The following is a 23505-nucleotide window of genomic DNA, read 5'->3' on the forward strand; positions in this document are numbered from 1 at the left end:
TCACTGTGATTGCCCGGGCGCCTTCGTCGGTGCCGGGGTGGATTGTTGTGGTGGGTTCGTGACGACGGCCTGTCCCCCTGCGGGGATCCGGACGTCGAAGTCTGCGCCGCCGTATCGCACGCGCACCTCACGCGGTGTCGTGTGCGGGTTGTGCAGCACGGCCTCGCCGAGGCGGCCGTCGGACCAGGTGATGTCGACAGCGATGGCGCCCCGGGCGCGGAGGCCCGTGACATGGCCGCCCGGCCAGGCCGTCGGGAGGGCGGGGAGGAGGTGGATGCGCCCCTCGTGGCTCTGCAGCAGAAGCTCGGCGATGGCGGCGGGGAAACCGAGGTTGCCGTCGATCTGGAACGGAGGGTGGGTGCTGAACAGATTGGGGAGCAGCCCGCCCCATTCGGAGCCGTCGACGGGTCCGTGACGGCGGGCATCGCCGTCGTACGGCGTGAGCGCCTGCTGCAGCAGATCCGCGGCGATGTCGCCGTCACCGAGTCGGGCGCGCAGCGCGATCTTCCACGCCCACGACCATCCCATCGCCCCCGGCCCACGGGCGTCGAGGAAGCGACGGGCGGCCTCTGCGAGCTCCGGGGTGGCGTCGGGGGTGATGAGGTCGAGCGGGTGCAGGCCGATCAGCGGCGAGAGGTGCCGGTGACCCGGCTCGTAGTCGTCGACGTCGGCCGACCATTCGCGAAGCCGGCCGTCGCTGCCGACGCCGGGTGCGGGGATGGTCGCGAGGGCCGAGATGATCTCTCCGCGGAGCGGGTCGCCGGCGTCGACGGTGTCGATCGCCTTCAGTGCACGCTGGAGGAGCGCGCCGATCAGTTCGAGGTCCATCGTGGCGGTGAGTCCGAGAGCCCGGGCGCGGCCGTCCTCATCGCGATACATGTTCTCCGGCGAGGTGGACGGCGCCACGTAGGCGGTGCCGTCCGGCCCGACCTGGAGCCAGTCGAGGCAGAACTCGGTCGCCCCGCGCAGCAACGGCCAGATCCGGTCGCGCAGGAGAGCGGTGTCACTGGTGAACTCGTACTGGTCCCACAGGGAGTGGGAGAGCCAGACGCCTCCCATCATCCAGATCGCCCAGCTCGGCGCTCCGTGGCCCATGCCGACCGGCAGGCTCCATCCCCACAGATCGCTGTTGTGGTGCGCGACCCAGCCGCGCGAACCGTAAAGCTCGCGTGCGACGTCGCGGCCAGTGCACGCGATGCGCTCGACGAGAGCGAGGAGCGGCTCCGCCTGGGACGAGAGGCCGAGCGGGCCCGTCGCCCAGTAGTTCATCTGAGCGTTGATGTTGATCGTGTAGTTCGACGACCACGCCGGTCGCAGCTCGCCGTTCCAGATGCCCTGGAGGTTCGCGGCCGGGCCCCCTGCGTGCGACGAGGACGTCAGCAGGTAGCGGCCGTACTCGGCGGCGATCGTGGCCCGCAATGCGTCGTCGGCACCGCGCAGGATGTCGGCGTCCACATCCCAGCGGCCCTCTCGCCGGCCACCGATCGCGAACCGCGCCGCCGCAGGACGACGCAGCGAGGCGTCGTCGACGACCGGGGACGCACTCTCGGCGAGCGCATCGAGCGCGCCGAGCGCCCGACCCCGTGCGCGGTTCCGGATCGTCTCGTGGGAGACGCTCCGCCACTCGTCGTCCGCGCCGGCCCACCACGACTCAGCGCGGGTCGACGACGAGAGGGCGATCAGCAGCTTGCTGGCATTCCGGATCGTCAGACCGGAGTCGTCCGCCACCGTCGTGCCATCGCTCCGCACCGCCAGAGCGGCGGATGCGAAGCCGTCGTAGGTCCCGTCCCCCGGATCCGCGTAGCGCAGCGCCGGGACGACGGACGGTTCGTGAAGCGGCGCCCCGTCGATGGGGACGGCGATGTCGAGTGCCAAAGTCGCGTCCGCGACCTGCCGCCCGAGCTCCCGCAGAGGTGTCGACAGGCGCACCTGCACCTCAGCGATCGGAACGTCGCTGTCGATGGCGATGATCAGCGTGCGGTCGACGATCCTGGATACCCGCGTGACACGCGCTCCGCCGACGCTGAGCTGCTCCTCCACCACCGCGCGGTCGATATCCAGTACCCGCGCCGGCTCCCCGGCGGCCGGCACGGCGCCATCGATTCCGACGAAGAGATCGACGAACGGCAGGAACTCCTGCGAGTAGCGCCCTTCGAACGCCATCAGCAGCGCCTCGGCACGGTCGAGGTCTCCTGTCGCGAGTGCATCGCGCACCGCCTGCAGACGCTCTGGCCCGGCTCCTTCAGCCAACACGCGCCGCAGCTCGTCGGCGGGGGTGTCCGGTGCTCCCGACCACACCGTGGCGTCGTTCACCTGGTAACGGCCGCCTGCGCCGCCGAACACCATGGCGCCGAGCAGTCCGTCGCCGATGGGGACGGCTTCCTCCCAGTGCTCCGCCGGGTCGCGCCACGCGAGCTGAAGGGTGTCGATAGTCATTTCAGCCCCGAGAATCCGATCGAGTTCACGATGCGCTTGCCGAACACCATGAAGAGGATGAGCATCGGCAGCGCCGCAACAAGGGTGGCGGCCATCAGACCTGCCCAGTCGGGCTGTGTCTGCGGCGACGACTGCTTGAACACGGCAAGGCCGAGGGTCAGCGGCTGCACCGTGGAATCGGTGGTGACCAGCAGCGGCCAGAAGTAGTCGTTCCAGATCCCGATGAATCCCAGGATCGAGAGGGTGATGATCGGTCCGCTGGTCATCGGCAGCGTCAGCCGGAACAGCACGCGGAGCTTGCCGGCACCGTCGATCAGCGCGGCCTCCTCGATCTCCGTCGAGAGTCCGAGCATGAACTGACGCAGGAAGAAGATGTTGAAAGCGGAGAAGAGAGCACCGGGCAGGATCATCCCGGCGAAGGTGTTGAGCAGCCCGAGCTCCTTGATGAGCACGAAGTTCGGGAGCAGGGTCAGGATGCCGGGGACCATGAGGGCAGCGAGGAACACCGAGAACACGACCTCGCGGCCCCGCCATTCGAGGCGGGAGAACGCATACGCGGCGATCAGGGAGAAGAACACGATCAGCGCGGTCGAGATCGTCGCGTAGATGATCGAGTTCACCAGATAGTGGAGGATCTGCACTGTCGCACCGGAACCGCCTTGCGCGATCGACTCCTGCGAGTCCTCGAGACCGAGAACGCGCAGGAACGGTCCGAAGGTGAAACCGACGGGCAGGGGTGACGACGGGTTGGCGATCATCGCGTAATTGTTCGACAGGGCCGAACGGAGCATCCAGTAGAACGGGAAGATCGTGATGAGCACGATCACGATCAGGTAGATCCACGCGACGGAGCGGCCGGCGGTGATCGTGCGGTGCCGGCGACGCGGCGCGCGGGCCGCGACGGTGGGGGCAGGGGCGGCAGGGGCGGTGGTTGTTGCGGTCATCAGGCGTTGTCCGATTCGCTCGCGCGCAGCAGTCGCATCTGCACGAAGGTGATCACGATGAGGATGGCGAAGAGGGCCAGTGACATCGCGGACGCGTATCCGAAGTCGAACTGGCCGAAGGCCTTCTGGTAGATGTACATCTGCAGCACGTTGGAGGCGTGAGCGGGTCCGCCCTTGGTCGCGACCGAGACGATGTCGAAGACCTGGAACGCACCGATCACATTGAGCACCACCACGAGGGCCAGGATCGGCCGGAGGAGCGGCAGCGTGAGACGGAAGAACATCTTCGGCTCGCTGGCCCCGTCGATCCTGCCCGCCTCGTAGATCGACGGCGGGATGGTCTGCATCCCGGCGAAGATGATGATCGAGGTGTAGCCCATGTTCTTCCACACATGGATCAGCGCCAGTGACGGGATCGCCCACTCGCGGGAGGTGAGGAAGCGGATACCGTCACCGCCGATGGCCTGCACGAGCTGGTTGACGATGCCGAGCTGGGCGTCGAGCATCCATGACCACACCGTCGCGGCGACGACACCGGAGATGAGGAACGGGAGGATGATCAGACCTCGCAGGACGGTGGAGTTGGTCACCCGGTGCAGCACGGCGGCCGTGAGGATCGACACGACGAGGGTGAGCGCCACGGCGATGAGCACGAAGTAGATCGTGATCCCGAGCGATTGCCAGAACGTGTCGTCGTGGAACAGATCGATGAAGTTCTGCACGCCGATCCACGTCGGAGCGCTCAGCAGCCGGTAGTCCGTGAAGCTCAGGTAGATGCCGCGGAGCGTGGGGTAGAGCGCGAAGACGAGGAAGCCGATCATCGCCGGAGCGATCAGGATCCAGGCCAGTCGGGCGTCTCCGCGGTGAGAGGGCGCTGACGCGTTCACCGAACGACGCGGGCGTCGCCGTGACGCGCCTGTCGTCGTCGTCTCGATTGCGGTTGGGACGTTGGAGATCGTCATTGGTCTTCCTTCTCAGGGGTTGCAAGACACACAGTAGGCATGGTTAATTGACACTGTCAAGTAACTCCATCCGCTAGGAGCACCTCCATGGTCGACGGCTACGGCGCCGTTCTCTCACTGCGCGCAGCAGGCACGTCCTTCGTCATCGACACGGCGGGACGCGTGCCGCGGGTGCTGCACTGGGGGGCGGACATCGGCCCCCTCGACGAGGTCGCCGCGGCCGCTCTACGGGATACAGCGGGCCCCGCCGTGCTGAACAATTCGCCCGACATCCCCCGGGCGTTCAGCCTGTGGCCCACCGAGTTCGAAGGGTGGGCGGGCACCCCGGCCCAGGAGGGCCACGCCGCCGGTTCGGCGACGACACCGCGGCCGCGCACGGTGGCCGTACGCCATCGCCAGGACGGCCGGGCCGGCGAGGACGGCGGTGTGATCGAGATCGACCTGGTCGACGACATCACGGCGCTGCGTTCGACCATGTCGCTCGCACTCGACCGGTTCGGCGTGCTCGCCGTCGACGTGTCCCTGGTGCGGGACACGTCCCTCTCCCCGCACGCGACCGCCATCGCGTACACCCTCGACGCGCTCCGCGTGCTCCTCCCGCTCCCCGAACGGGCCGTCGACATCCTCGACTTCACCGGCAAGTGGTGCCGCGAGCGCGCCCCTCAGCGTGGGCCGGTGTTCTTCGGAAGCCACGTGCGCCGGGCCCGGCGCGGGAAGCCGGGCCACGACGCTCCGTTCCTCGTCGTGGCCGGCACGGAGGACCTCGGCTTCGGCCGGGGCGAGGCCTGGGCGACGCACCTCGCATGGAGCGGCGACGCCGAGTACGTCGTCGAGAAGCTGACCGAGGGCGCCGGTACGTTCTCCTCCGTCCTCGGAGTCGGCGAGGGCCTTCGGCCCGGGGAGATGGCGCTCGAGGACGGCGACCGCTACGCCGCGCCGACGGCCCTGTTCGTCTGGTCGGGCGACGGCCTCGACGGGATCGCGGCGCGGCTGCACCAACGCTTGCGTGCGCGTCCGACACACCCGTCCTCTCCCCGCCCCCTGACGCTGAACTCGTGGGAGGCCGTCTACTTCGACCACGACCTGGAGCGGCTGACCTCGCTCGTCGAGCGGGCCTCCCGCGTGGGTGTGGAGCGCATCGTGCTCGACGACGGGTGGTTCCACGGCCGCCGCGACGCGAATGCCGGGCTCGGCGACTGGTTCGTCGACCGGTCCATCTGGCCCGACGGCCTCTCGCCGCTGGTCGAGGTCGTCCGCTCCCACGACATGGAGTTCGGCATCTGGTTCGAGCCGGAGATGATCAGCCTCGACTCGGACCTCGCCAGGGCCCACCCGGAGTGGGTGCTCGGGCCTCAGCACGCGCTCGGCGCGACCGCACGGGATCAGTACGTTCTCGACCTGACCCGCCCCGACGCGTACGCCCACGTGCTCGAGCAGATCAGCGCGATAGTCGGGGAGTACGACGTCGACTACATCAAGTGGGACCACAACCGCGACCTCTCCGAGCCGGTGAGCGGGCGCGCGGGAATCGACCGCCCGGTCGTCCACGAGCAGACGCTCGCGCTGTACCGAATGCTGGACACCCTGCGCGCGCGGCATCCGGGCCTCGAGATCGAGACATGCTCCGGGGGCGGAGGGCGCGTCGATCTGGGGATCCTCGACCGCACCGACCGCGTCTGGGCGTCGGACTGCAACGACCCGGTGGAACGTCTGCAGATCGAGCGCTGGACCAGGATGCTCGTGCCTCCGGAACTCATCGGCTCACACCTCGGGGCGGAGCGCTCGCACACGACCTCCCGTCACACCGACCTTGCGTTCCGGCTGATCGTCGCGCTCACGGCCCATGCGGGCATCGAGTGGGACCTGCAGGAGGCCGACGACGGCCAGCTCGCGCAGATCGCGCGCTGGGGGGCCGCCTATCGCGAGCTGCGCGGGCTGATGCACACCGGTCGCGTCGTGAACGCCGATCTCGCCGACGAGGCGACGGTTCTCACCGGCATCGTCGGCGCCGATGGGAGCAGGTCGATCTTCACGTGGGCACGGCTCGCCACCTCGGCCCCCGGACAGTCCGGGCGGGTGCGCTTCCCCGGTCTCGACGCAGCGGCGCAGTACGCCGTGCGGATCCGTGACGACTTCGGGCCCGCCAGCCGCCACCAGAGCGCCGATCCCGCGTGGATCGTCGCGGCTACTCGGGCCGACGGCGTCATTCTTCCCGGAGCGGTGCTCGCCATGGCCGGCGTCCCGATGCCCACCCTCAACCCACAGCAGGCGATGCTGTTCGACCTCGTGCGGGTGCCCTGATGCGCTCGCACGCCGCCGGACCGTCCCGCTCCTCAGACGGCCCACCGCACTAACCGCTCCGGCGCACCGACGCGCCAGGGGCTCTTCAGAGAGGAAGATCGCATGACACGCCATACACGCACGCGAGGTGGTCTCACAGCCATGGTCGCGGCGATCGCGGCACTGGGGCTCGCTGTCGCCGCAGCCGCCCCGGCGGGCGCGACGCCGATGGATCGCGCCACGCCGTCCCCGACCAGCACGGTGACCCCACCGCCGGCCGTTGCTCCTGCTCCCGATTCCTGGGCGATGACGCCCTATATGGGTTGGAGCAGTTACAGCATGCAGGTCTACAGCGGGAATCCGAAGTGGATCACCGCCGACCAGATCGTCGCTCAGTCCGACGCGATGCACGCCAAGCTGCAGAAGGCCGGCTACGACTACATCAACGTTGACTCCGGCTGGACCGACCACGTCGACGCCAACGGGCGGCCGGCTCCGAGCGACGCGCTCTACCCGCAGGGCCTGAAGGCGGTCATCGATCACGTCCACGCGAACGGGCAGAAGTTCGGGCTCTACCTCATCCCGGGCATCTCACCGGATGTCTACAACAAGGCCTACCCGATCGAGGGTGCGCCCGGCTGCACCACGAAGAGCATCGTGAAGCAGCCGTTGCAGCAAGCCGATTACTGGAAGATCGGCTACCGCATCGACTTCGGCAACCCGTGCGCGCAGAAGTACGTCGACTCGGTCGTCGACCAGCTCGCCGCGTGGGGCGTGAACTTCCTCAAGTTCGACAGCGTGACCCCGGGCTCGGGTGTCAGCGACCTCTCTCTCGACGCGCGCGACGACGTCGCCGCCTGGTCGAAGGCCCTCAAGAAGCACGGAATTTGGTTCGAGCTGTCGTGGGCGCTCGACATCAACTACGCCGACACGTGGAAGCAGTACGCGAACGGCTGGCGCGTCGAATGGGACGTCGAGTGCTACTGCGCCGGTGTGGCGCTGACCCAGTGGGACAACATCGCGCGACTCTTCCCACGGGCGGCGGACTGGTGGCGCTATGCCGGCCCCGGCGGCTGGAACGATTTCGATTCGCTCGACGTCGGCAACGGCAGCATGGACGGACTCACCCGCGACGAGCGACGCACCGCGACCACGCTGTGGGCGATCTCGGCGGCTCCGATGTACGTCGGCAACGATCTGACCAAGCTGGATCAGTTCGGCGTCGACCTGCTCACCAACCGCGAGGTCGTCGCGGTCAACCAGGCGGGGACGCCGGCACAGCCGGTCTCCACATCGACCGACAAGCAGGTCTGGTACGCACCGAACGCCGACGGCAGCTACACGGTCGCGCTGTTCAACCTCGGCCGCACCGACGCGGACATCACGGCGAACTGGTCCGATCTCGGACTGAATGGCGCGGCGACCGTCCGCGACCTGTGGGCGGGCAAGGACCTCGGACGCTTCGACGCGCAGTTCACGGGCCGTTCGATCCCGATCCATGGCGTCCGCCTGCTCAGGGTGACCCCGCAGAAGAACTCGACGGTCGCGCTCAACGATGACGCGCAACGCGTGACGTACTCCGGAACGTGGAAGCGCAACGGTGGTCTCGAGGATCCGGCGACGGCTCAGCCGCTGCAGGTGGCGGTGGGCGATTCGTCGACCGGCCCGGTTCCGACGCCGCCCGCCTCTGGCCGTGTCGTCGCTGTGAACGACGGCGATGCCGGCATCTCCTACAGCGGCGGGTGGGGTCAGAGCGGCGGCCGCGGTTTCGGCGACTACAAAGACGACGTGCATTACGCCGAGACCGATGGCTCGTCGTTCCAGTACACCTTCTCGGGGACGGGCATCGACTACGTGACCGAGCTGGACGAGTCGCAGGGCGATGTGGACGTGTATCTCGACGGCCAGTTGCAGAAGACGGTGAGCACGGGTCGCGACGCGGGTCAGCCACGTCTCGTGCAGCAGGCGGTGTGGAGTGTCAGCGGACTGTCGAACGGCTCGCACACGCTGCGCGTCGTGAAGAAGTCGGGTGGTTACATGTTGCTGGACAAGCTCGATGTGACGCTGGCGAGCCTGCTGAAGCCGGACACCGCCGTGTTCGACAAGGCGAAGCCCGCCGATGTGTCGGTCGGCCTCCTGCGCGACGGCGGCGAGCTCGCCGGCATCACCCGCGACGGCACGGCGCTGAAGCGGGGCACCGACTACGTCGTGTCCGGCTCCACCGTGACGATCCGCGCGGGGTATCTCGCCGGGCTGGCTGCGGGAACCGCGTCGCTCAGCTTCGCTTTCGGTGGCGACGCGCATGACGACGTCCACGCGACGACGAAGAACGGCGACTCGGTCAGCCTCACCTTCCGCGGCACCGGCATCTCCTGGATCGGCCCGACCGCGCCCGATCAGGGCACGGCCGGCGTCTCGCTGGATGGCAAGCTGGTGAAGTCCGTGAACGTGCACTCGGATGCGCGCCGCACGGGCCAGACCCTGTTCAGCGTGGACGGGCTGCGCGACGGAGAGCACCGCATCGCTGTCACGAAGGCGTCGGGAGACGTTCTCCGGCACGACCTGTTCCAGTACACCGTGAAGAAGTAGCCGAGGAGTTCCATGTCCCATCGCACCCGATTCGTCTTCGTCGGCGACTCGATCACCGACTGCGGCCGCGATCGGGGCGACTCCGCGTCGCTCGGCGATGGCTACGTCCGCATCCTCGCGGACGCCATCGCCGAGCGCGCTGGAGGGGCGGACGTGCGCAACGTCGGCGTCTCCGGCGATCGAGCGATCGACCTGGAGGCCCGCTGGGCGACCGACGTCGTGGCCGCCCACCCGGACGTGCTCACCGTCTACGTCGGAGTCAACGACATGTGGCGCCGCTTCGACAGCGACGACCCCACGTCGCCCGAGGCCTTCCAGGCGACCCTGCTCCGACTCCTCGACACCCTGCCCGCTCCCCTGCCCCGCCTCCTGATCATCGAGCCCTTCTTCCTGCCGTCCACGCCCGCACACCGCGAGTGGATCGACGACCTCGACGGCAAGCGCGCGGTGCTCCGCCGAGTTGCCGACCAGTGCGGGGCGACGTTCGTTCCGCTGCACGACCGCCTGACCGCCGCTGCGGCCGAGAGCGGCATCGCCGCCATCGCCCCGGACGGCGTGCACCCGAGCCCCGCCGGCCACGCCCTGATCGCCGAAGCGTGGCTGGAGGCGTTCGGAGCGACCGATCCGGATGCGCGGGCGTCCTGACCGATGAACCCGCTGCACCCCGAGGCCCCGGTGGGTCACGAACCCCTGCCGACACCGGACGACTATCGGGACTTCTGGGCGGCCGCGATGGAGGATGCACGCCGGTTCCCGCTCGCGACCGGCATCGAACCGATCGACACGAGGCTGACGATGATCGACGTGTTCGACGTCACCTTCCGGGGCTCGAACGGCCGGTCGGTGAGCGGTTGGCTGAGGCTACCGCGCCACCGCCCCGGCCCCCTCCCTGCCGTCGTTCACGCGAACGGCTACGGTGCCGGCAGGCTGGCGCCGATCGACGACCTCACCTGGTCGGCGGCCGGCTTCGCTCACCTCGTGGTGAACACCCACGGTCAGGGCGGCGGCAGCGCCGGGCACCTGCTCGAGAGCATCGACGACGCTGAGAACTCCTACTACCGAGGGGTCTTCGTGGATGTCGCACGGGCCGTCGACGCCGTCCGCGGCCTGGCCGAGGTCGACCCATCGCGCGTGGCGATGATCGGCAACAGCCAGGGCGGAGGCATCGCCCTGGGCGTCGGAGCCCTCGTGCCGGACCTCGTCGCCGTCCTCGCCCAGGCCCCCTTCCTGACGGACGCACCCGAGGCCGTTCGGCGCGCGGCGCAGGGGCCCTGGACCGAGCTGCGCGGCTACCTCCGCGAGCATCCCGACCGCGCCACCGCCGTCGCGCGCACGCTCTCCTACGTCGACGGGGTCACCTCCGCCCGCCACGCGACGGCGCCGGGCTGGATGTCGGCGGGCCTCGACGACGACATCTGCCCTCCGCAGACCACCCGCGCGGCGGCCGCGGCGTACGCGGCACCGCTCGTTTTCCGCGAATGGCCGGATGCCGGCCACGAGGCCGGCGGCGCCGCCGACCGGGAGGCAGCCCTCGCGGTGCTCACGCAGCGCTTCGCCTAGAAGATCAGCACGCCCGCGAGATAGCTGACCCCGAGCGTCCCGACGCCGACCGTGAGCGACCGCCCGATCGTGCGGAGAACCGTCGTGCGCCCGCTGCGCGCGCTCACGATCGAGGTCAGGATCAGCGAGACGATCACGGCGAGCAGCACCGCCCACGCCTCGAGCCGTCCCGGCACCAGGATCGTGATCAGCAGCGGGACCAGCGCGCCCAGCACGAAAGCGACACCCGCGGTGACCCCCGACCAGATCGGCGCCGCCCTCGACATCACCTCGCGGATGCCGTGCTCGGTCTCGAGCTGCGCGCCCAGCGCATCCGCCGCCGTCAGCTGTTCGGCCACCTGACGTGCGAGCTCGGCTGTCAGCCCTTTTCGCTCGTAGTACCCGGCCAGTTCGACGACCTCATCCTCCGGACTGAGCGCGAGCTGCGCGGCCTCCTCCCGCGCGACCCTGAGCTGGGCCTCACGCTCGGCGGCCTCCTCCGACCACTTCGCGCCGCCCAGGCTGAGTCCGCCGGCCACGGTCGCCACGATCGCGGCTGTCAGGAGTGTCGCGTCGTTCGCCCCGGCCCCCGCGAAACCCTCGAGCACACCGGCCGTCGCGATGATGCCGTCGTTGGCGTCCACGGTCCACGAACGCAGGGATGCCGCATCCGTCACTGCATCGCGGAACCGGATGAGCAGGCTGGCCATGCGCCATGTTCTCACGACCGTGCGCTGCGAACGTCCGCTCAGCCCGGGGCGGACGCCGATTCAGCGCGGCGACCGGAGCCCGGTCGGCAGCGCGTAGTCGGGAACGCTGTCATCGGTGGCGAACATGTCGGTCATCTTCATCATCGCGGCGAAGGCGAGCCGATTCGAGAACGTGAAGTCCCGCATCCGGATGCGCGCCCGCGACGGCGGAGCGAGGAACGGTCCCGCGTTGCCGGACCGCGCGATCTTCGTCGGCTTCAGCATGCGCCGGTTGTAACCGGCGAAGGCGGCCCGATGGTCGCCGCCTGCGGCCGCGAGCTCTCCGGCGAGGATGTACGCGCCGACCAGGGCGAGCCCGGTGCCGAACCCGCCCAGGGTGTTGGCGTACCCGGCGTCGCCCACGAGGGCGACGCGTCCGGAGGTGAACGCGGTCATCGTGGTCCTCGCCAGCGCGTCGAGGTAGAACTCGTCGCTGGCGAGCGCGGCGGTGAGAAGCTCGGGCACCCGCCAGCCGGCATGCTCGAACCCGCGGGCGAGAAAACGCTTCTGGGAGTCGACGTCGTGGCGGTCGTAATCGCCGTTCTTCGCTGCGAACACGAACAACTGCGGTGCCTTCGAGCCTCCGAGAATCGCCAGCCGGCCCGGCTCGTTGTAGGCGTACCCGACCTGCCGTCCGCTCGGCAGCACCATCTCGAGGTCGCTCGGCACGGTGGCGCCCGCCACCGCGTAGTAGTGGCCGAGCGGCTTCACGAACTCCACCTCCGGCCCGAACGCCAGGCGGCGCACGCCCGAGTGCACGCCGTCCGCCCCGAGCACGAGATCGAAGGTCTCCGACGCGCGATCCACGAACGACGCCTCGACTCCGCGACCGGTATCGGTCAACTCCGTGATGCGGTCGCCGAAGACGTAGTCGCACGCCGCAGCGCTGTGCTTGTGCAGGATGCCGGCCAGATCGCCTCGCAGGATCTCGATGTCGCCGCCGATGAACTCGCCGGGCATCACGGCTCTGACCCTGTCTTCGTCGTCGACGATGCGCAGATCGGTCTTGGGTGTCTGCGCGGCGACGATGTCGTCCCAGATCCCCATGCGCTCCAAGACCAAGCGGTGAGTGCGCCCCTTGAAGTCGACGGCCTGGCCGCCTGGCCTCAGCGAGGGCGCCTGCTCGACGACGGTCACGTCGTATCCGAGCCTGCTCAGCCAGAGTGCCGCGGCCGGTCCGGCGATGCTCGCACCGGAGATGAGTACCTTCTTCGACGTCATGAGACGCCCCTTCCTTCGTAATTGCGTCCGATGGACACAAATTAGCGTATGGTAGACACAGTTTCAAGTCCCTGCGTCGAAAGGAGCCTTCGGTGGCTGCCAACCGGACACTTCTCTGGCCCACCGAGCGCAGCACGAAGCGCGGACCGAAACCGAAGATGACCCTGGAGCGCATCGTCGACGCCGCGATCGGTGTCGCCGACAGCGACGGCCTTGCCGCCGTCTCCATGCAACGGGTCGCGGACGAGCTGGGCGCGACCAAGATGTCGCTGTACCGCTACGTGCCGGGAAAATCCGACCTGACCGCCTTGATGCTGGACACGAAGATGGGCCCCGCCCCCGTGCCGCCTGCGCGTGCGACAGCGCCTGCGAACACGGAGTGGCGCGAAGGCCTCGCCGCCTGGACGGTGGAGCTGCACCGTCGGCTCGCAGACGCACCATGGGCACTGGAACTGTCCGTCGGCGCCCGCGTGATCGGGCCGAACGAGCTGTCGTGGATGGAGCTCGGCCTCACCGCCCTTTCCGGCACGCCACTGAACGGCGCCGAGCAGCTGGATGTGCTCGCCTTGCTCAGCGGGCACGTGCGCAGCATCGTCCAGCAGCAGACCGCGAACGGCGAGACGGAACGAGCGACCGCGCTCCTAATGTCCTCGATCATCGATGAGCATGCCGCGCGCTTCCCGCACGTGGCGAAGGCATTCGACAGCGCGTCCTCCGCAGGCGACCGCGACAATGCACTGGCGTTCGGAACCGACCGCATCCTCGACGGGATCCAGACCCTCATCGATGTCCGCACCGCCTCGTCGAGGCCGTGATCGACGCAGAGCCGGATGACTCCCGATCGCCCGCCTGACGAGGCCTTTCGATGGCGGTCGGTGCGCGCCTAGAGTTGGTCGTGCACGGGAAGAAGCAAACCCACTTTCGGGAGAGGAACGCTCCGTGAACAGAAGAGAGCGACGCGAGCAGGAAGCCACAGCGGAGGCGCACGCGCAGGCCGAAGCGGCGACGGCAGCGACCGAGACGGACGACACGTCCATCGACGCAGACGAGTCCCTCGAGTCCGAGGAAGAACCGGACTAGAGCCCGAGCGTCGTCAGTCGACGTCCGTGGCCCGCAATCCGGCGAGCAGCAATCGCACCATCCGCTCAGCCTGGCCCGGATTCTCACCGGATGGTCCGCCACCGTGGCAGAGGTTGGCGACCGCGCCGAGGAACTCGGTCGCCTCGACATCCTGAACGATGTCCCCGGATTCGGTCGCCGCAGCGAGCAGGCGCTGGAGCGTGGGCGCGAGACGCGTCGCGAAGTACTCGGCGAGCGGCTCGTACGCCGCGTCACCCGAGTGCAGCGCAGCGGCGAGACCGCGCTTCGTCGCGACGAACTGCATGTAGCGCATGATCCAGTGGTCGAGCGCCTCGCCGGGAGGATACGTGGCCTCGATCTCGGTCGCAGCGTCGACGCAGGCGTCGATCTCGCGTCGGAACACCGCCGAGATGAGATCGGACCGGAGCGGGTAGTGCCGGTAGAGCGTGCCGACCCCGACGCCGGCACGCTCAGCGATCGATCGAACGGGGGCGTCCACGCCGGCCTCGGCGAACACCGCCTTCGCGGCCTCCAGCAGGGCGTCGGCGTTGTGTCGCGCGTCCGCACGCATCGGGCGCTGTCGGTGATCCGCCACGATTCCGGCGGTACTCGCTGCGGTTGGCACGCACCATCTCCTTGCATCCGGAACGCTGTTCCGTATAGAGTCGGGAACTAAGCGGAACGCCGCTCCGGTAACTCGCCGGTGCACCCCAACTCATCCGGAGTGATGTTCCACTTCGCTCGATCCTAGGTCACTCCCGTGACCGTGTCACGGTGACAATCACAAGGAGCAGACACCATGCAATACCGCACACTCGGCCGCACCGGCATCCAGGTGACCCCGTACGCTCTCGGCGCGATGATGCTCGGATCGCTGGGAAACCCCGACCGGCAGCAGGGAATCGCCATCATCCATCGGGCCCTCGACGCGGGCATCAACTTCGTCGACACCGCCGACCGGTACGGGGACTCCGAGGAGGTCGTCGGCGAAGCACTCAAGGGTCGTCGCGACGAGGTCGTTCTGGCCACGAAGTTCTGGGGACCCGTCGACGACGACATCAACCATCGCGGCGCATCCCGTCGCTGGATCATGGAGGCGGTCGAGCGTTCGCTCCGCCGCCTGCAGACGGACCACATCGACCTCTATCAACTGCACCGGCCCGACCCGGAGACCGACATCGACGAGACCCTCTCCGCGCTCACCGATCTCGTTCGCCAGGGCAAAGTCCGCGCGATCGGCTCGTCGTCGATGCGGGGGTCGGAGATCGTCGAGGCGCAGTGGATGTCCGAGCGCCGAGGGTTCGAGCGGTTCCGCACCGAGCAGCCGAACTACTCGATCCTCGACCGCGAGATCGAGCGCGAGATCCTCCCCGTGGCCGAACGCTACGGCATGGGCACGCTCGTCTACAGTCCGCTCGCGGGCGGCACGCTGACCGGGCGATACCGGGCGGGCGCGGACAACGACAACTTCCGCTCCGCGAGAACCGGGATGCGCCACTTCCGGGATGAGCGCCGACTGGCGGTCGTCGAGGAACTCATCGCGCTCTCCGACGAGGTCGGCGTGAAGCTGACGCACCTCGCCATGGCGTTCGTCATCGCTCACCCGGGCGTCACCTCCGCGATCGCCGGCCCGCGCACGATGGAGCAGCTGGAGGACACCCTCGCCGGAGTCGACGTCGCACTCTCGGACGAGGTGCTCGACCGCATCGACGCGATCGTGCCGCCCGGAGAGAGCGTCGGCGCGATGGACATGGTCTACCGCGGCCCCGAGGTCGGCGACCCGAGCGCGCGCCGGCGGCCGGAGACGCAGCGTTCGGCCGCGTAGCCGCACGCTTTCTCCGCTATAGTGAGGCACTCTCACTTGAGCGAACCCGTGTCCGGGGGTGGCGATGTCGTTACCTGGTTATGTCTGGCCTGCTGTTCGCGCCGAATCCGTCCGAGCCACTGTTCGGGACCGCGGCAGGCGCATCGCGACGCTGCTGTGCTTCGCGATGCTTGCGGCCGCCAGCCTGCTGACGATCGCCGGTCTCGACCAGCTGATCGGGCAGGCGATCGGCAAGGATCGGCAGAGTCACCCGCTCTCCGGCGTCATCGGTCCCGGCGCGGCGACGAACGTCTCGTCGTGGGCTCAGTGGTACACCAGCGGCCGGGCCGACGCCGTCGGCTGGTGGATTTTGTTCTCGGTCGCCGCGGATGCCCTGTTCGTGGTCGCCTACGCGGTGATCCTGCTGCGGTTGGTCGCTCGAGCCACCCCGCCGGCGCCCTCCGACATGGTCGAGGGACACTCCTGGACGAACGTCAGCAGACTCTTCCTCCAACTGCTGATCCTCTTGGAGGCGATCGAGGCCGTCGTTCTGATCGTGGGGGCGATGACGCTTCTCCCCAGCGCCGGCTCGGCCACCCAGCCACCCTCTTTGGCGCTCATCGGGACGATCGAGGCTGCTGTGGCAACCGGCAAATGGATCGCCTTCGGTCTGCTCGTGATCGCGGTGCTGAGGAACCCCGGAACGCGCGGTGTGCTCTGGCGGGTGACTCGGAACATGTCCCAAGCGGTCTGGGTGCATCGGCTGTCGGCTGTGCTGGTACTCGCGCTGGTCGTGCTGGCGTGCATCCCGTCGGACGGCGTGCTCGATCAACTGCCTGACGTGCAACGCCAGTGGCTCGACGACCTCCCCTGGGGCGCTGTGCACTACGCAGGGATCGCCGCGGCGACGTTGGGACTCGCCGCGGTCGGGCTCTTCCTCCTCGGACGCCAGCGTTCGCGCTGCAGCTACGATTTCCGCGTCCGCCAGTACCCGGAATCGGCGAAGCTGCCGGCTGAGCGCCAGTGGATCTGGTGGTCGATCCCCGTTGTCGCGTGGCTCGTCCTGGCTGTGTGGACGCTGCTCGCGTCGCTTATCGCGGGGGCCACGTGGCCCGCGATCATGACGCAGTTCGACTCCGCAGCCGCGCTGTTCCTCGGGATCCCGATCGCGGTGATCGTGGTCTCCGCGCTGCTCGAGCGGCGACGTCCCCCGGTGATGATCGACGTCGAACCGGATCCCGACCGGGCTGTCTACGCGTGGCTTTTCGGCGACGTCCTGGCTGTGCTCGTGCTCTGCGTCGGCGGGCTCGGCCTCGTGCGATCGTTTGCCGGGCCGACGTTCCTGAGCCCGTCCGGATGGGCGATCGGCATCTTCGTGCTCGGGTTCGTCAGCGCCGTACTGTGGCCGCTCGTCGTCGTCGGGCTCACGGGCTACCCTCGTCCCGCACCCGACGCCGGATGGCTGTGGATCACGTCCGCTCCTGCGCGCGCTCTCGGTTGGATCAACCGATGGGCCGATCCGACCGCCACGCCGACACCGGCGCGATCGGCCCGGAACCGTCGAGGTCTCTTCGCGCTGATCTGTGCCGGCGTCGCGGTGATCGCGCTGGCGCTCGTGTTCCCGGCCGACTTCGCCGCTGCGCTCGGAGGAGTCGGTGTCACGGTCGCCCTGATCACCGCCTGGGGTGTGATCCTCGGAGCCTTCACCGTGGCATTGCAGGACTACCAGGTGCTGGCGGTCTTCCGGGGCCTCCGCCTGAAAGCCGCGCCCATCCTGACCCTCGCGATCGCACTCCCACTCGTTTTCACCATTACCGGAGCATCGGTCTGGGGCGGCGACGCGACCGCGCACGCGATCCGGATCGGGCACGACTCGACCGGTCAGTCCTCGATGCCGCCCGCATCCCGAGACATGGTCGACGCACTGCGCGGTCGAATCGACGCGGCGCAGTGCTACCTGACGCTGCCGGATGGCACGGTCGTGAAACCCGTGATCATCGTGGCTGCCGAGGGCGGGGGCATCCGTGCTGCGTACTTCACCGTGAAGGCGCTGCAGAAGCTGGGGAGCGCGGGCTGCCTTGCCCAGTCCGTCGCGCTCTCCAGCGGCGTCTCCGGAGGCTCTCTCGGTCTGGCATTGACGAAGACGTCGGGCGGAGACGCACTCGCGAAGGTCCGCGCCGTGTCGGCGCAGAGCGTCGTCGCCAGCGGAGTGACGGGTCTCCTCGCCGGTGACCTCGTCGCCGGCAACCTCGGGATGCACGTCCCCTCCGTCATGGACGGCCGCATCGGCTGGCGGGATCGCGCCTCCCTCATCGAGCAGGGCTGGATCGACGCAGCACCGGGATTGGGGCGACAGTTCGACGTCGCACCGACCGATACGACCGGATACACCCTGTTCAATTCGACCGACGCACGCTCGAAATGCCGGGTGATCATCGGGCAGCTGGCAACCGGCGCCGCACAACTGTCGGGGAGCGACTCGTCACCGGTCACGTGCTCCCGACCGGGCGTGCAGCCGGCCGAGACCGCGGACCTTGCGACGATCAGCGGCCAACAGTGTCCGGCCTCGCTGGATTGGGCGGGCGCAGCGATGCTGTCCGCTCGATTCCCCATCATCACCCCGGCCGGCCGACTGCCGAGCGGAAGCGCGTGCTCGGAGGGGAAGACCGTCGAGCTCATCGACGGGGGCTACGCAGAAGGATCGGCACTCGGCACCGTCGCCGATCTCGCACCGACGATCACGACGGCGGTCCGCGAATACAATCTGTCGCGGCACGGCGTGGAACCGTTCGCGTTGCCGCTCCTCCTCTTCCTGCGGAACTCCAGCGGGTTCGACCTGCAAGCGAAAGAAGCGGGTGTCGTCGCCGAACCTCTCGTGCCGCTCGAAGGTAGGGATGCGGCGAGCGCGCAGTCCGATCACCGAGCGCTCATCCAGCGGATCATCGCCAACTTCCAGCGCGCGTGTCCGGCACACTCGGAGGCGTGCGCGACGCAGACGGAGGGGTTCGCCGACAAGTACGGCTCAAACGCGATCGTCGTCTCCCCCTTCACCCGGCCGACCATCGCCGCCCCGCTCGGCTGGGCTCTGTCCAGTTACAGCGTGAACAGCCTCAGCCGAGCCATCGACGACGCGGCGAAAAGCGATTCCGGCTCGGGATACGCGCAACTCTCCGACGTGACCGGGCTGCCGACGAGCAGCTCCCCACCGGCGCAATGACGACCAGCGCCGACGACGGTCGAGCGTCAGGGATGCAGTGAGTACGCGAGCACCACTGCGCCGTTGCCGATCTCGGTCACGCCGGTCAGGGTCATGGGGCTCGCGGTGATCCCGGCCAGGAGCGAGTCACCGGATCCCGCGACGAACGGCGAGATGCTCAGATGCAATTCGTCCAGCAGGCCGGCCTCCATGAGGGCCCTGCTGAACGAGCCGTTTCCGTACTTGACCAGTGTTCCGTCGCCGGACTCCTTGAGCCGGGCGACGGCCTCGACGGCGTCGCCCTCGAGCACCTCGGCATTCCAGCTGGTCTCGGTCAGAGTGGTGGAGGCGACGTACTTCGGCAGGGCGTTGAGCGTGTCGGCGAGGTCGCCGGAAATCGCGGGCCACGACCCGGCGAAGGTGTCGTAGGTCACTCGGCCGAGCACGAGACCTGTCGCCTGCTCCAGCAGCCGGAGCTGGTAGTCGAAATGGTTCGCGTTCGGGGCGACCTGCAGTTGCGCGGCCCACCAGCTGTCCCCGGCATACCGGCCGTCGATCGAGAGATGGTCGAATTCGATGAGTTTTCGCATGCCCTCAGCTAACCAACGCGACGGTCGCGGCGTCTTGTACCGAACCGAATCCGGGTCAGAACGCCAGGAACGGGATGTCGGTCCTCAACTCGCCCGGCGTGTGACCGGTGGCCGCCCTCATCGCGCGGGTGAGGTCCGGTTGATCGTAGTAGCCACCGGCGGCGACCGCGTCGGCGATCGACGAACCGGCGGCGAGGAGCTTCGCGGCCAGCTGTCCTCGTTCGATGCCCAGAAGCCTGCGGTGGGATACTCCGACGGCCCGACGGAACCGGAGCTGCGCGGTCCGCTCCGACATCCCGCGGGGTCGCTCGCCGTGACGGATGTCCTCGACGGCGGGATCGACGGTCAGAAGCCCGGCTCGCACGAGCCTGCCGACGAACACGTCGACATTCTGCGGTGTCGGCATCTCCCAGTCACGGTCATCCAGCACGACCCGGCCGCCGGAACGCGTGGGCAGCAGGGCGTCGTTGAGGTCGGCCAGAGCCGCTGGCGCGAACAGCGGCAGGTAGGCGCCGAGCTGCAGCTCCACTCCGAAGAACTCCCAGTCCTCCGGGCACGTCAGCTGCGTGGCCTTCGTCTCCGGCCCGCGCACGTGAACGGTGACGCTGTGACGATGCCGCGCGAACGCGATCATCGAAGACCCTTTGGCCACCGACGTGAAAGGGGTCGGGGCGTCGCAGGTGGCGGACCACACACGCTGCACCAGCGGAAGCTCACCCGCAATGGTGTCGAAGGTCATCCCCACAGGCGGGAGCTTACTCGCGACGGTCGTCGGCGCGCCCTGTCCCGGGGTGTCTGCCGATCGGCGCATCCAGCGTTTTCCTTGAACAATCGGCCGCGGACCCCCAAACTGGTCGCATTGGTCTTCGATGGCGCACCGATACGGCGGGGGGCCGGAATGCGAATGAGACGGAGTGGTCGCAGGGTCGCGACGGGCATGCGCGTCATCGCCGCGACGCTCGGGACGGCGGCAGTGCTCGCCGCTGCCGTTCTGCTTCCGGCCGCGACGCCGGCGCTCGCCGCCTCGCCGCCCGACACCGTCGACACGGGCGACCCGCCCCCACCCGCCGATCCCACCCTTCCCAGTGGCCTCGACGCACCGGCGCAGACGCCCGACGAATCCATCGTGGAGATGCCGCCCGCCGCCGTGCCGAATGCGAACACCCTCGCGATCGCCTGGGTCGGCACCCCTGCTCAACGTCCAGCCACCCCCACGCTCACACTGCAGGCCGCACTCAACGCTGCACCCGTCGGCGGAACCGTCTCGTTCGATCCGGGTGATTATGCCTTCACCGGCGCACTCCTGGTCCCGAACTCGGTGACCATCGACTCCAGCGCGCAGTCGATGCTCTATGCCCGGTTCACCATCAATGGCGGCGGCCTGTCGCTGGCCGACGACGTGACGATCGGCGCCGCCAACACGGGAGCGATCATCACCGTCTGCGTATCCGGCGCGGTGCTCACGAACATCACCATCCGCAATCCCACCCCGGTGCTCCGCCCGACGGGCGTCCAGCTCGGTGCGGCCGTCACCGGCGTGAAGATCAACGGCCTCGACATGAACGGCGCCGGCGAGGCGTCCTCCTACGGCGTGAACCTGACCACCGGGTCGGCGACCATCACCGATGCCAGCATCGTGGGCGTCGCCACCGGCATCATCGCGACCGCTGCCTCCACCGCGAGCGGCATCGCGATCAGCGGCGGAGCCATCACCGCGGCCACCTCCGGCGTCTCACTCGGAAGCGCCGGTGCGCCGACGATCACCGGGCTCGAGGTGACGGGCGGCACGGGAACCGGCATCGACCTCGCACAGTCGAGCGGCGCCATCGTCACCGGAGCGACCGTGCACGGCTTCTCCCGGGGCATCGCCACCGCCACAACGAACTCCGGCGCCGGGCCGGTGATCAGCGACGCGGTCATCGACGGCACCAGCCGGGAAGGGATCGCGCTGGGCGTGACGACCGGCCCCCGAGTGACGGGTACGCGCATCACGGGAACAGGCGCCAACCAGTCGACCGGCATCGTCACCCTGCTGTCGACGGGAGTGACGATCGACCATCCGATCATCGCCCAGGTTACGTATGGGATCACCGTCAGTGCGGCGAACACCGGCGCAGGACCCACCATCACCGCACCGACGATCACGGCGTTCTCGGGTATCACCCTCGGCTCCACGCAAGGCGCGACCGTCACGGGCGCCGTTCTCGACAGCGGTACCGCGACGGGTGGGACCGGCATCAACGTCGTCAACTCCGGTCACGTCACCATCACCACCGAGACCGCCACGGGTTTCCTCTACGCGATCGCCTCCCAGTCCACCGTCGACCCGACCTCGGAGCGCGTGGACATCGCCATCTCCGACATCACGGTGACAGGGCCGCCGGATGCCTCGCACGGCGTCTACCTGCTCGGCGCAGAGAACGCGACCATCACCGACGTCACCGCCGACATCACCGGCTCGGCCCTCGTCATCCACCAGTCCGTCGGCGTGAAGGCGACCGATATCACCGTTCACGGCCACGAGGGGATCACCCCGACGACCGGCGCCGCCATCCTGCGCGCCTACGCGTCGCAGAACGTCGACGTCGATCGCGCCTCGATCGACGCCGGGTCGTACGGCTTCTTCTACTCGGCCACGGACGGGTCCACCGTGACGAACGCCAGCGTGGCGAACCTGGTCGAGTACGGGATCTACGGTCGAAGCGCCGCGAACATCGACGTCAGCGCGACGACGTTCACCGACAACTCGGCCGTGGGTCTCTTCGTCGTGACGACGCCCGCCAACGGCATCAGTCACGACATCGACGTGCACGGCACCACCATGACGGGCAACGACGACGGCATCCTGGTGCTGCAGGGCACGACGGCGGTGACCATTGCCGACAACACCATCAGCGGCCAGCCGAACGCCGTCACCGCCGGTCCGGCTCACGACCTGGTCGTAACGGACAACACGATCGACCAGGTCGGCGGCGACGGACTCGCGGCGATCACGGTCGCGCCCCTCTGGGAGGACGGAGCGCTCGCCGGCTCCTACTCGTCGTCGGGGATCCGCGTGAGCGGGAACACCTTCACCGGCGGCGGGACGTGGATCCGCGTGGGAACGATCGACGACACCTCCGACGAGGCGACGAGGCGCACACTGCGCGACCCGGCACTCGTCACAGGGAACACGTTCCCGGCAGCGTCGACGGCCATCCGCACGTATCCGAATGCGGTCGTCGGCGACGACAGCGCCCCCGTGGCCAGGGTGGCGGCGGACGTCGTGCCCCTCGTCGCGGCCGCCGATGGACCGGTCGCGGTCGACGCCCGCGACTACGCCACTCCGAACGACTGGGGCGCGCCGTGCAAGGCGACCGGCTACCTCGACGACGCCCTGTACTACGACGGTGGTGGCGCCGAAGTCCGTGAACTCACCACCGCACCCGTTCTCTACCCGATGAACTGCATCGAGTTGTCGCTCACCGAAGTCCTCGACGCGCCGGACGCAGTGCGCCACGACGGCGACCTCGTCACCTGGACGCTGACGCCGCACAACGACGGCCCCCGCTCCGCACCCGCCGGATGGACGATCACCCAACTACTGCCGAGCGGCGTCGAACTCGTCTCGATGACGGGCGACGGCTACACCGTCGACGGCACGACGGCCACGTCCGACACCGCGCTGGGGGCTGAGTCCGACGGTCCTGCGTTGACCGTGACGGTCCGCGTCGTGTCCGCGCCGTCCGGTGAGTCGACGATGCACGACGTCGCCTACGTGGCCCCGGCCGCGAACACGGACCTCGACGGCGACGGCTTCGTCGACGCCATCTCTGAACCGGTCAGTCCGCTGGTCGTCCCGACCCTCGCCACCGACACGGACGCGTCGCCGACGGACAACGACGCGCAGGGCGTCTGGACGACCGTCGGAGGATCGCCTCCGCTCCCCGAGCCTCCCGGTGGTGGTGGCGGCGGGCTGCCGGGCACTGATCTGCCGGGCACTGATCTGCCGGGCACCGGCTCCGATCTGACGCCCGGCCTGACCGTCGCGGCAGCGCTCCTCTTCCTCGGCGTAGGAGCTGCGGCGGTGGAACGCCTGCGACGTCGCCGACACTCCTGACGGTGTTGCCGGGCCA

17 protein-coding genes are annotated in these 23505 nt (G+C 68.8%); 9 read left to right on the plus strand and 8 right to left on the minus strand.

All coding sequences use genetic code 11. The annotated features are described in order from the left end of the window. From AC1DB1_RS18760 to AC1DB1_RS18770, 3 genes are read right to left on the minus strand one after another with little or no spacing between them, the layout of a single operon-like run. A complete protein-coding gene (locus tag AC1DB1_RS18760; protein ID WP_477201897.1) occupies positions 1-2436 on the minus strand; it encodes a glycosyl hydrolase family 95 catalytic domain-containing protein in 2436 nt (811 codons plus the stop codon). Next, on the minus strand, positions 2433-3380 hold the full coding sequence (locus AC1DB1_RS18765; RefSeq protein ID WP_271175961.1) for a carbohydrate ABC transporter permease: 948 nt from the start codon (positions 3378-3380) through the stop codon (positions 2433-2435). Before AC1DB1_RS18765 ends, AC1DB1_RS18760 begins: the two co-directional genes overlap by 4 nt. Beyond that, on the minus strand, positions 3380-4342 hold the full coding sequence (locus AC1DB1_RS18770) for a carbohydrate ABC transporter permease (protein ID WP_271175962.1): 963 nt from the start codon (positions 4340-4342) through the stop codon (positions 3380-3382). Before AC1DB1_RS18770 ends, AC1DB1_RS18765 begins: the two co-directional genes overlap by 1 nt. Before the next feature lie 87 nt (positions 4343-4429). Here AC1DB1_RS18770 and AC1DB1_RS18775 point away from each other — a divergent pair, with 87 nt between their 5' ends. The 4 genes from AC1DB1_RS18775 (at position 4430) to AC1DB1_RS18790 (ending at position 10771) form a co-directional block, all read left to right on the plus strand. Then, positions 4430-6643, plus strand: a complete 2214-nt coding sequence (locus tag AC1DB1_RS18775) for an alpha-galactosidase (RefSeq protein ID WP_477201898.1) — start codon at positions 4430-4432, stop codon at positions 6641-6643. A gap of 102 nt (positions 6644-6745) precedes the next feature. Then, on the plus strand, positions 6746-9211 hold the full coding sequence (locus tag AC1DB1_RS18780) for a X2-like carbohydrate binding domain-containing protein (protein ID WP_477201899.1): 2466 nt from the start codon (positions 6746-6748) through the stop codon (positions 9209-9211). A 12-nt stretch (positions 9212-9223) separates the two neighbouring features. Beyond that, positions 9224-9856: an SGNH/GDSL hydrolase family protein gene (locus AC1DB1_RS18785; RefSeq protein ID WP_477201900.1), complete on the plus strand. Its 633-nt coding sequence runs from the start codon at positions 9224-9226 to the stop codon at positions 9854-9856. 3 nt (positions 9857-9859) lie between these two features. Next, entirely contained in the window at positions 9860-10771 is a 912-nt protein-coding gene (locus tag AC1DB1_RS18790; RefSeq protein WP_477201901.1) for an acetylxylan esterase, read from the plus strand. Here AC1DB1_RS18790 and AC1DB1_RS18795 read toward each other — a convergent pair. After that, a complete protein-coding gene (locus AC1DB1_RS18795; RefSeq protein ID WP_271175967.1) occupies positions 10768-11460 on the minus strand; it encodes a VIT1/CCC1 transporter family protein in 693 nt (230 codons plus the stop codon). The genes AC1DB1_RS18790 and AC1DB1_RS18795 overlap by 4 nt on opposite strands. A gap of 60 nt (positions 11461-11520) precedes the next feature. Continuing rightward, the gene (locus AC1DB1_RS18800) at positions 11521-12720 is read right to left on the minus strand and encodes an FAD-dependent monooxygenase (RefSeq protein ID WP_271175968.1); all 1200 of its coding nucleotides are present in this window, start codon (positions 12718-12720) and stop codon (positions 11521-11523) included. 92 nt (positions 12721-12812) lie between these two features. Between AC1DB1_RS18800 and AC1DB1_RS18805 the strand changes: the two genes are divergently transcribed. Both AC1DB1_RS18805 and AC1DB1_RS18810 read left to right on the plus strand, forming a co-directional pair. Next, positions 12813-13535 (plus strand): TetR/AcrR family transcriptional regulator, encoded by a 723-nt coding sequence (locus AC1DB1_RS18805; RefSeq protein ID WP_271175969.1) that lies wholly within the window; start codon positions 12813-12815, stop codon positions 13533-13535. A 124-nt stretch (positions 13536-13659) separates the two neighbouring features. Then, a complete protein-coding gene (locus AC1DB1_RS18810; RefSeq protein ID WP_271175970.1) occupies positions 13660-13800 on the plus strand; it encodes a hypothetical protein in 141 nt (46 codons plus the stop codon). A 13-nt stretch (positions 13801-13813) separates the two neighbouring features. On the opposite strand, the gene AC1DB1_RS18815 is transcribed toward AC1DB1_RS18810, so the two are convergent. After that, entirely contained in the window at positions 13814-14425 is a 612-nt protein-coding gene (locus AC1DB1_RS18815) for a TetR/AcrR family transcriptional regulator (RefSeq protein WP_271175971.1), read from the minus strand. A 174-nt stretch (positions 14426-14599) separates the two neighbouring features. Between AC1DB1_RS18815 and AC1DB1_RS18820 the strand changes: the two genes are divergently transcribed. Together AC1DB1_RS18820 and AC1DB1_RS18825 are read left to right on the plus strand one after the other, a co-directional pair. Further along, a complete protein-coding gene (locus AC1DB1_RS18820; RefSeq protein ID WP_477201902.1) occupies positions 14600-15625 on the plus strand; it encodes an aldo/keto reductase in 1026 nt (341 codons plus the stop codon). 166 nt (positions 15626-15791) lie between these two features. Continuing rightward, positions 15792-18821 (plus strand): hypothetical protein, encoded by a 3030-nt coding sequence (locus AC1DB1_RS18825; protein ID WP_477201903.1) that lies wholly within the window; start codon positions 15792-15794, stop codon positions 18819-18821. A gap of 26 nt (positions 18822-18847) precedes the next feature. Here the strand turns inward: AC1DB1_RS18825 and AC1DB1_RS18830 are convergent, their stop codons facing one another. Further along, positions 18848-19390, minus strand: a complete 543-nt coding sequence (locus tag AC1DB1_RS18830; protein WP_477201904.1) for a dihydrofolate reductase family protein — start codon at positions 19388-19390, stop codon at positions 18848-18850. Between the two features lie 55 nt (positions 19391-19445). Continuing rightward, complete coding sequence (locus AC1DB1_RS18835; RefSeq protein WP_271175975.1) at positions 19446-20024, minus strand: helix-turn-helix domain-containing protein; 579 nt, start codon at positions 20022-20024, stop codon at positions 19446-19448. Between the two features lie 303 nt (positions 20025-20327). Here AC1DB1_RS18835 and AC1DB1_RS18840 point away from each other — a divergent pair, with 303 nt between their 5' ends. Continuing rightward, positions 20328-23489, plus strand: coding sequence for a beta strand repeat-containing protein (locus AC1DB1_RS18840; protein WP_477201905.1), 3162 nt, complete (start codon positions 20328-20330; stop codon positions 23487-23489). The last annotated feature ends 16 nt before the right edge of the window (positions 23490-23505 follow it).

The sequence above is a fragment of the Leifsonia sp. 10N434 genome (assembly GCF_056394405.1).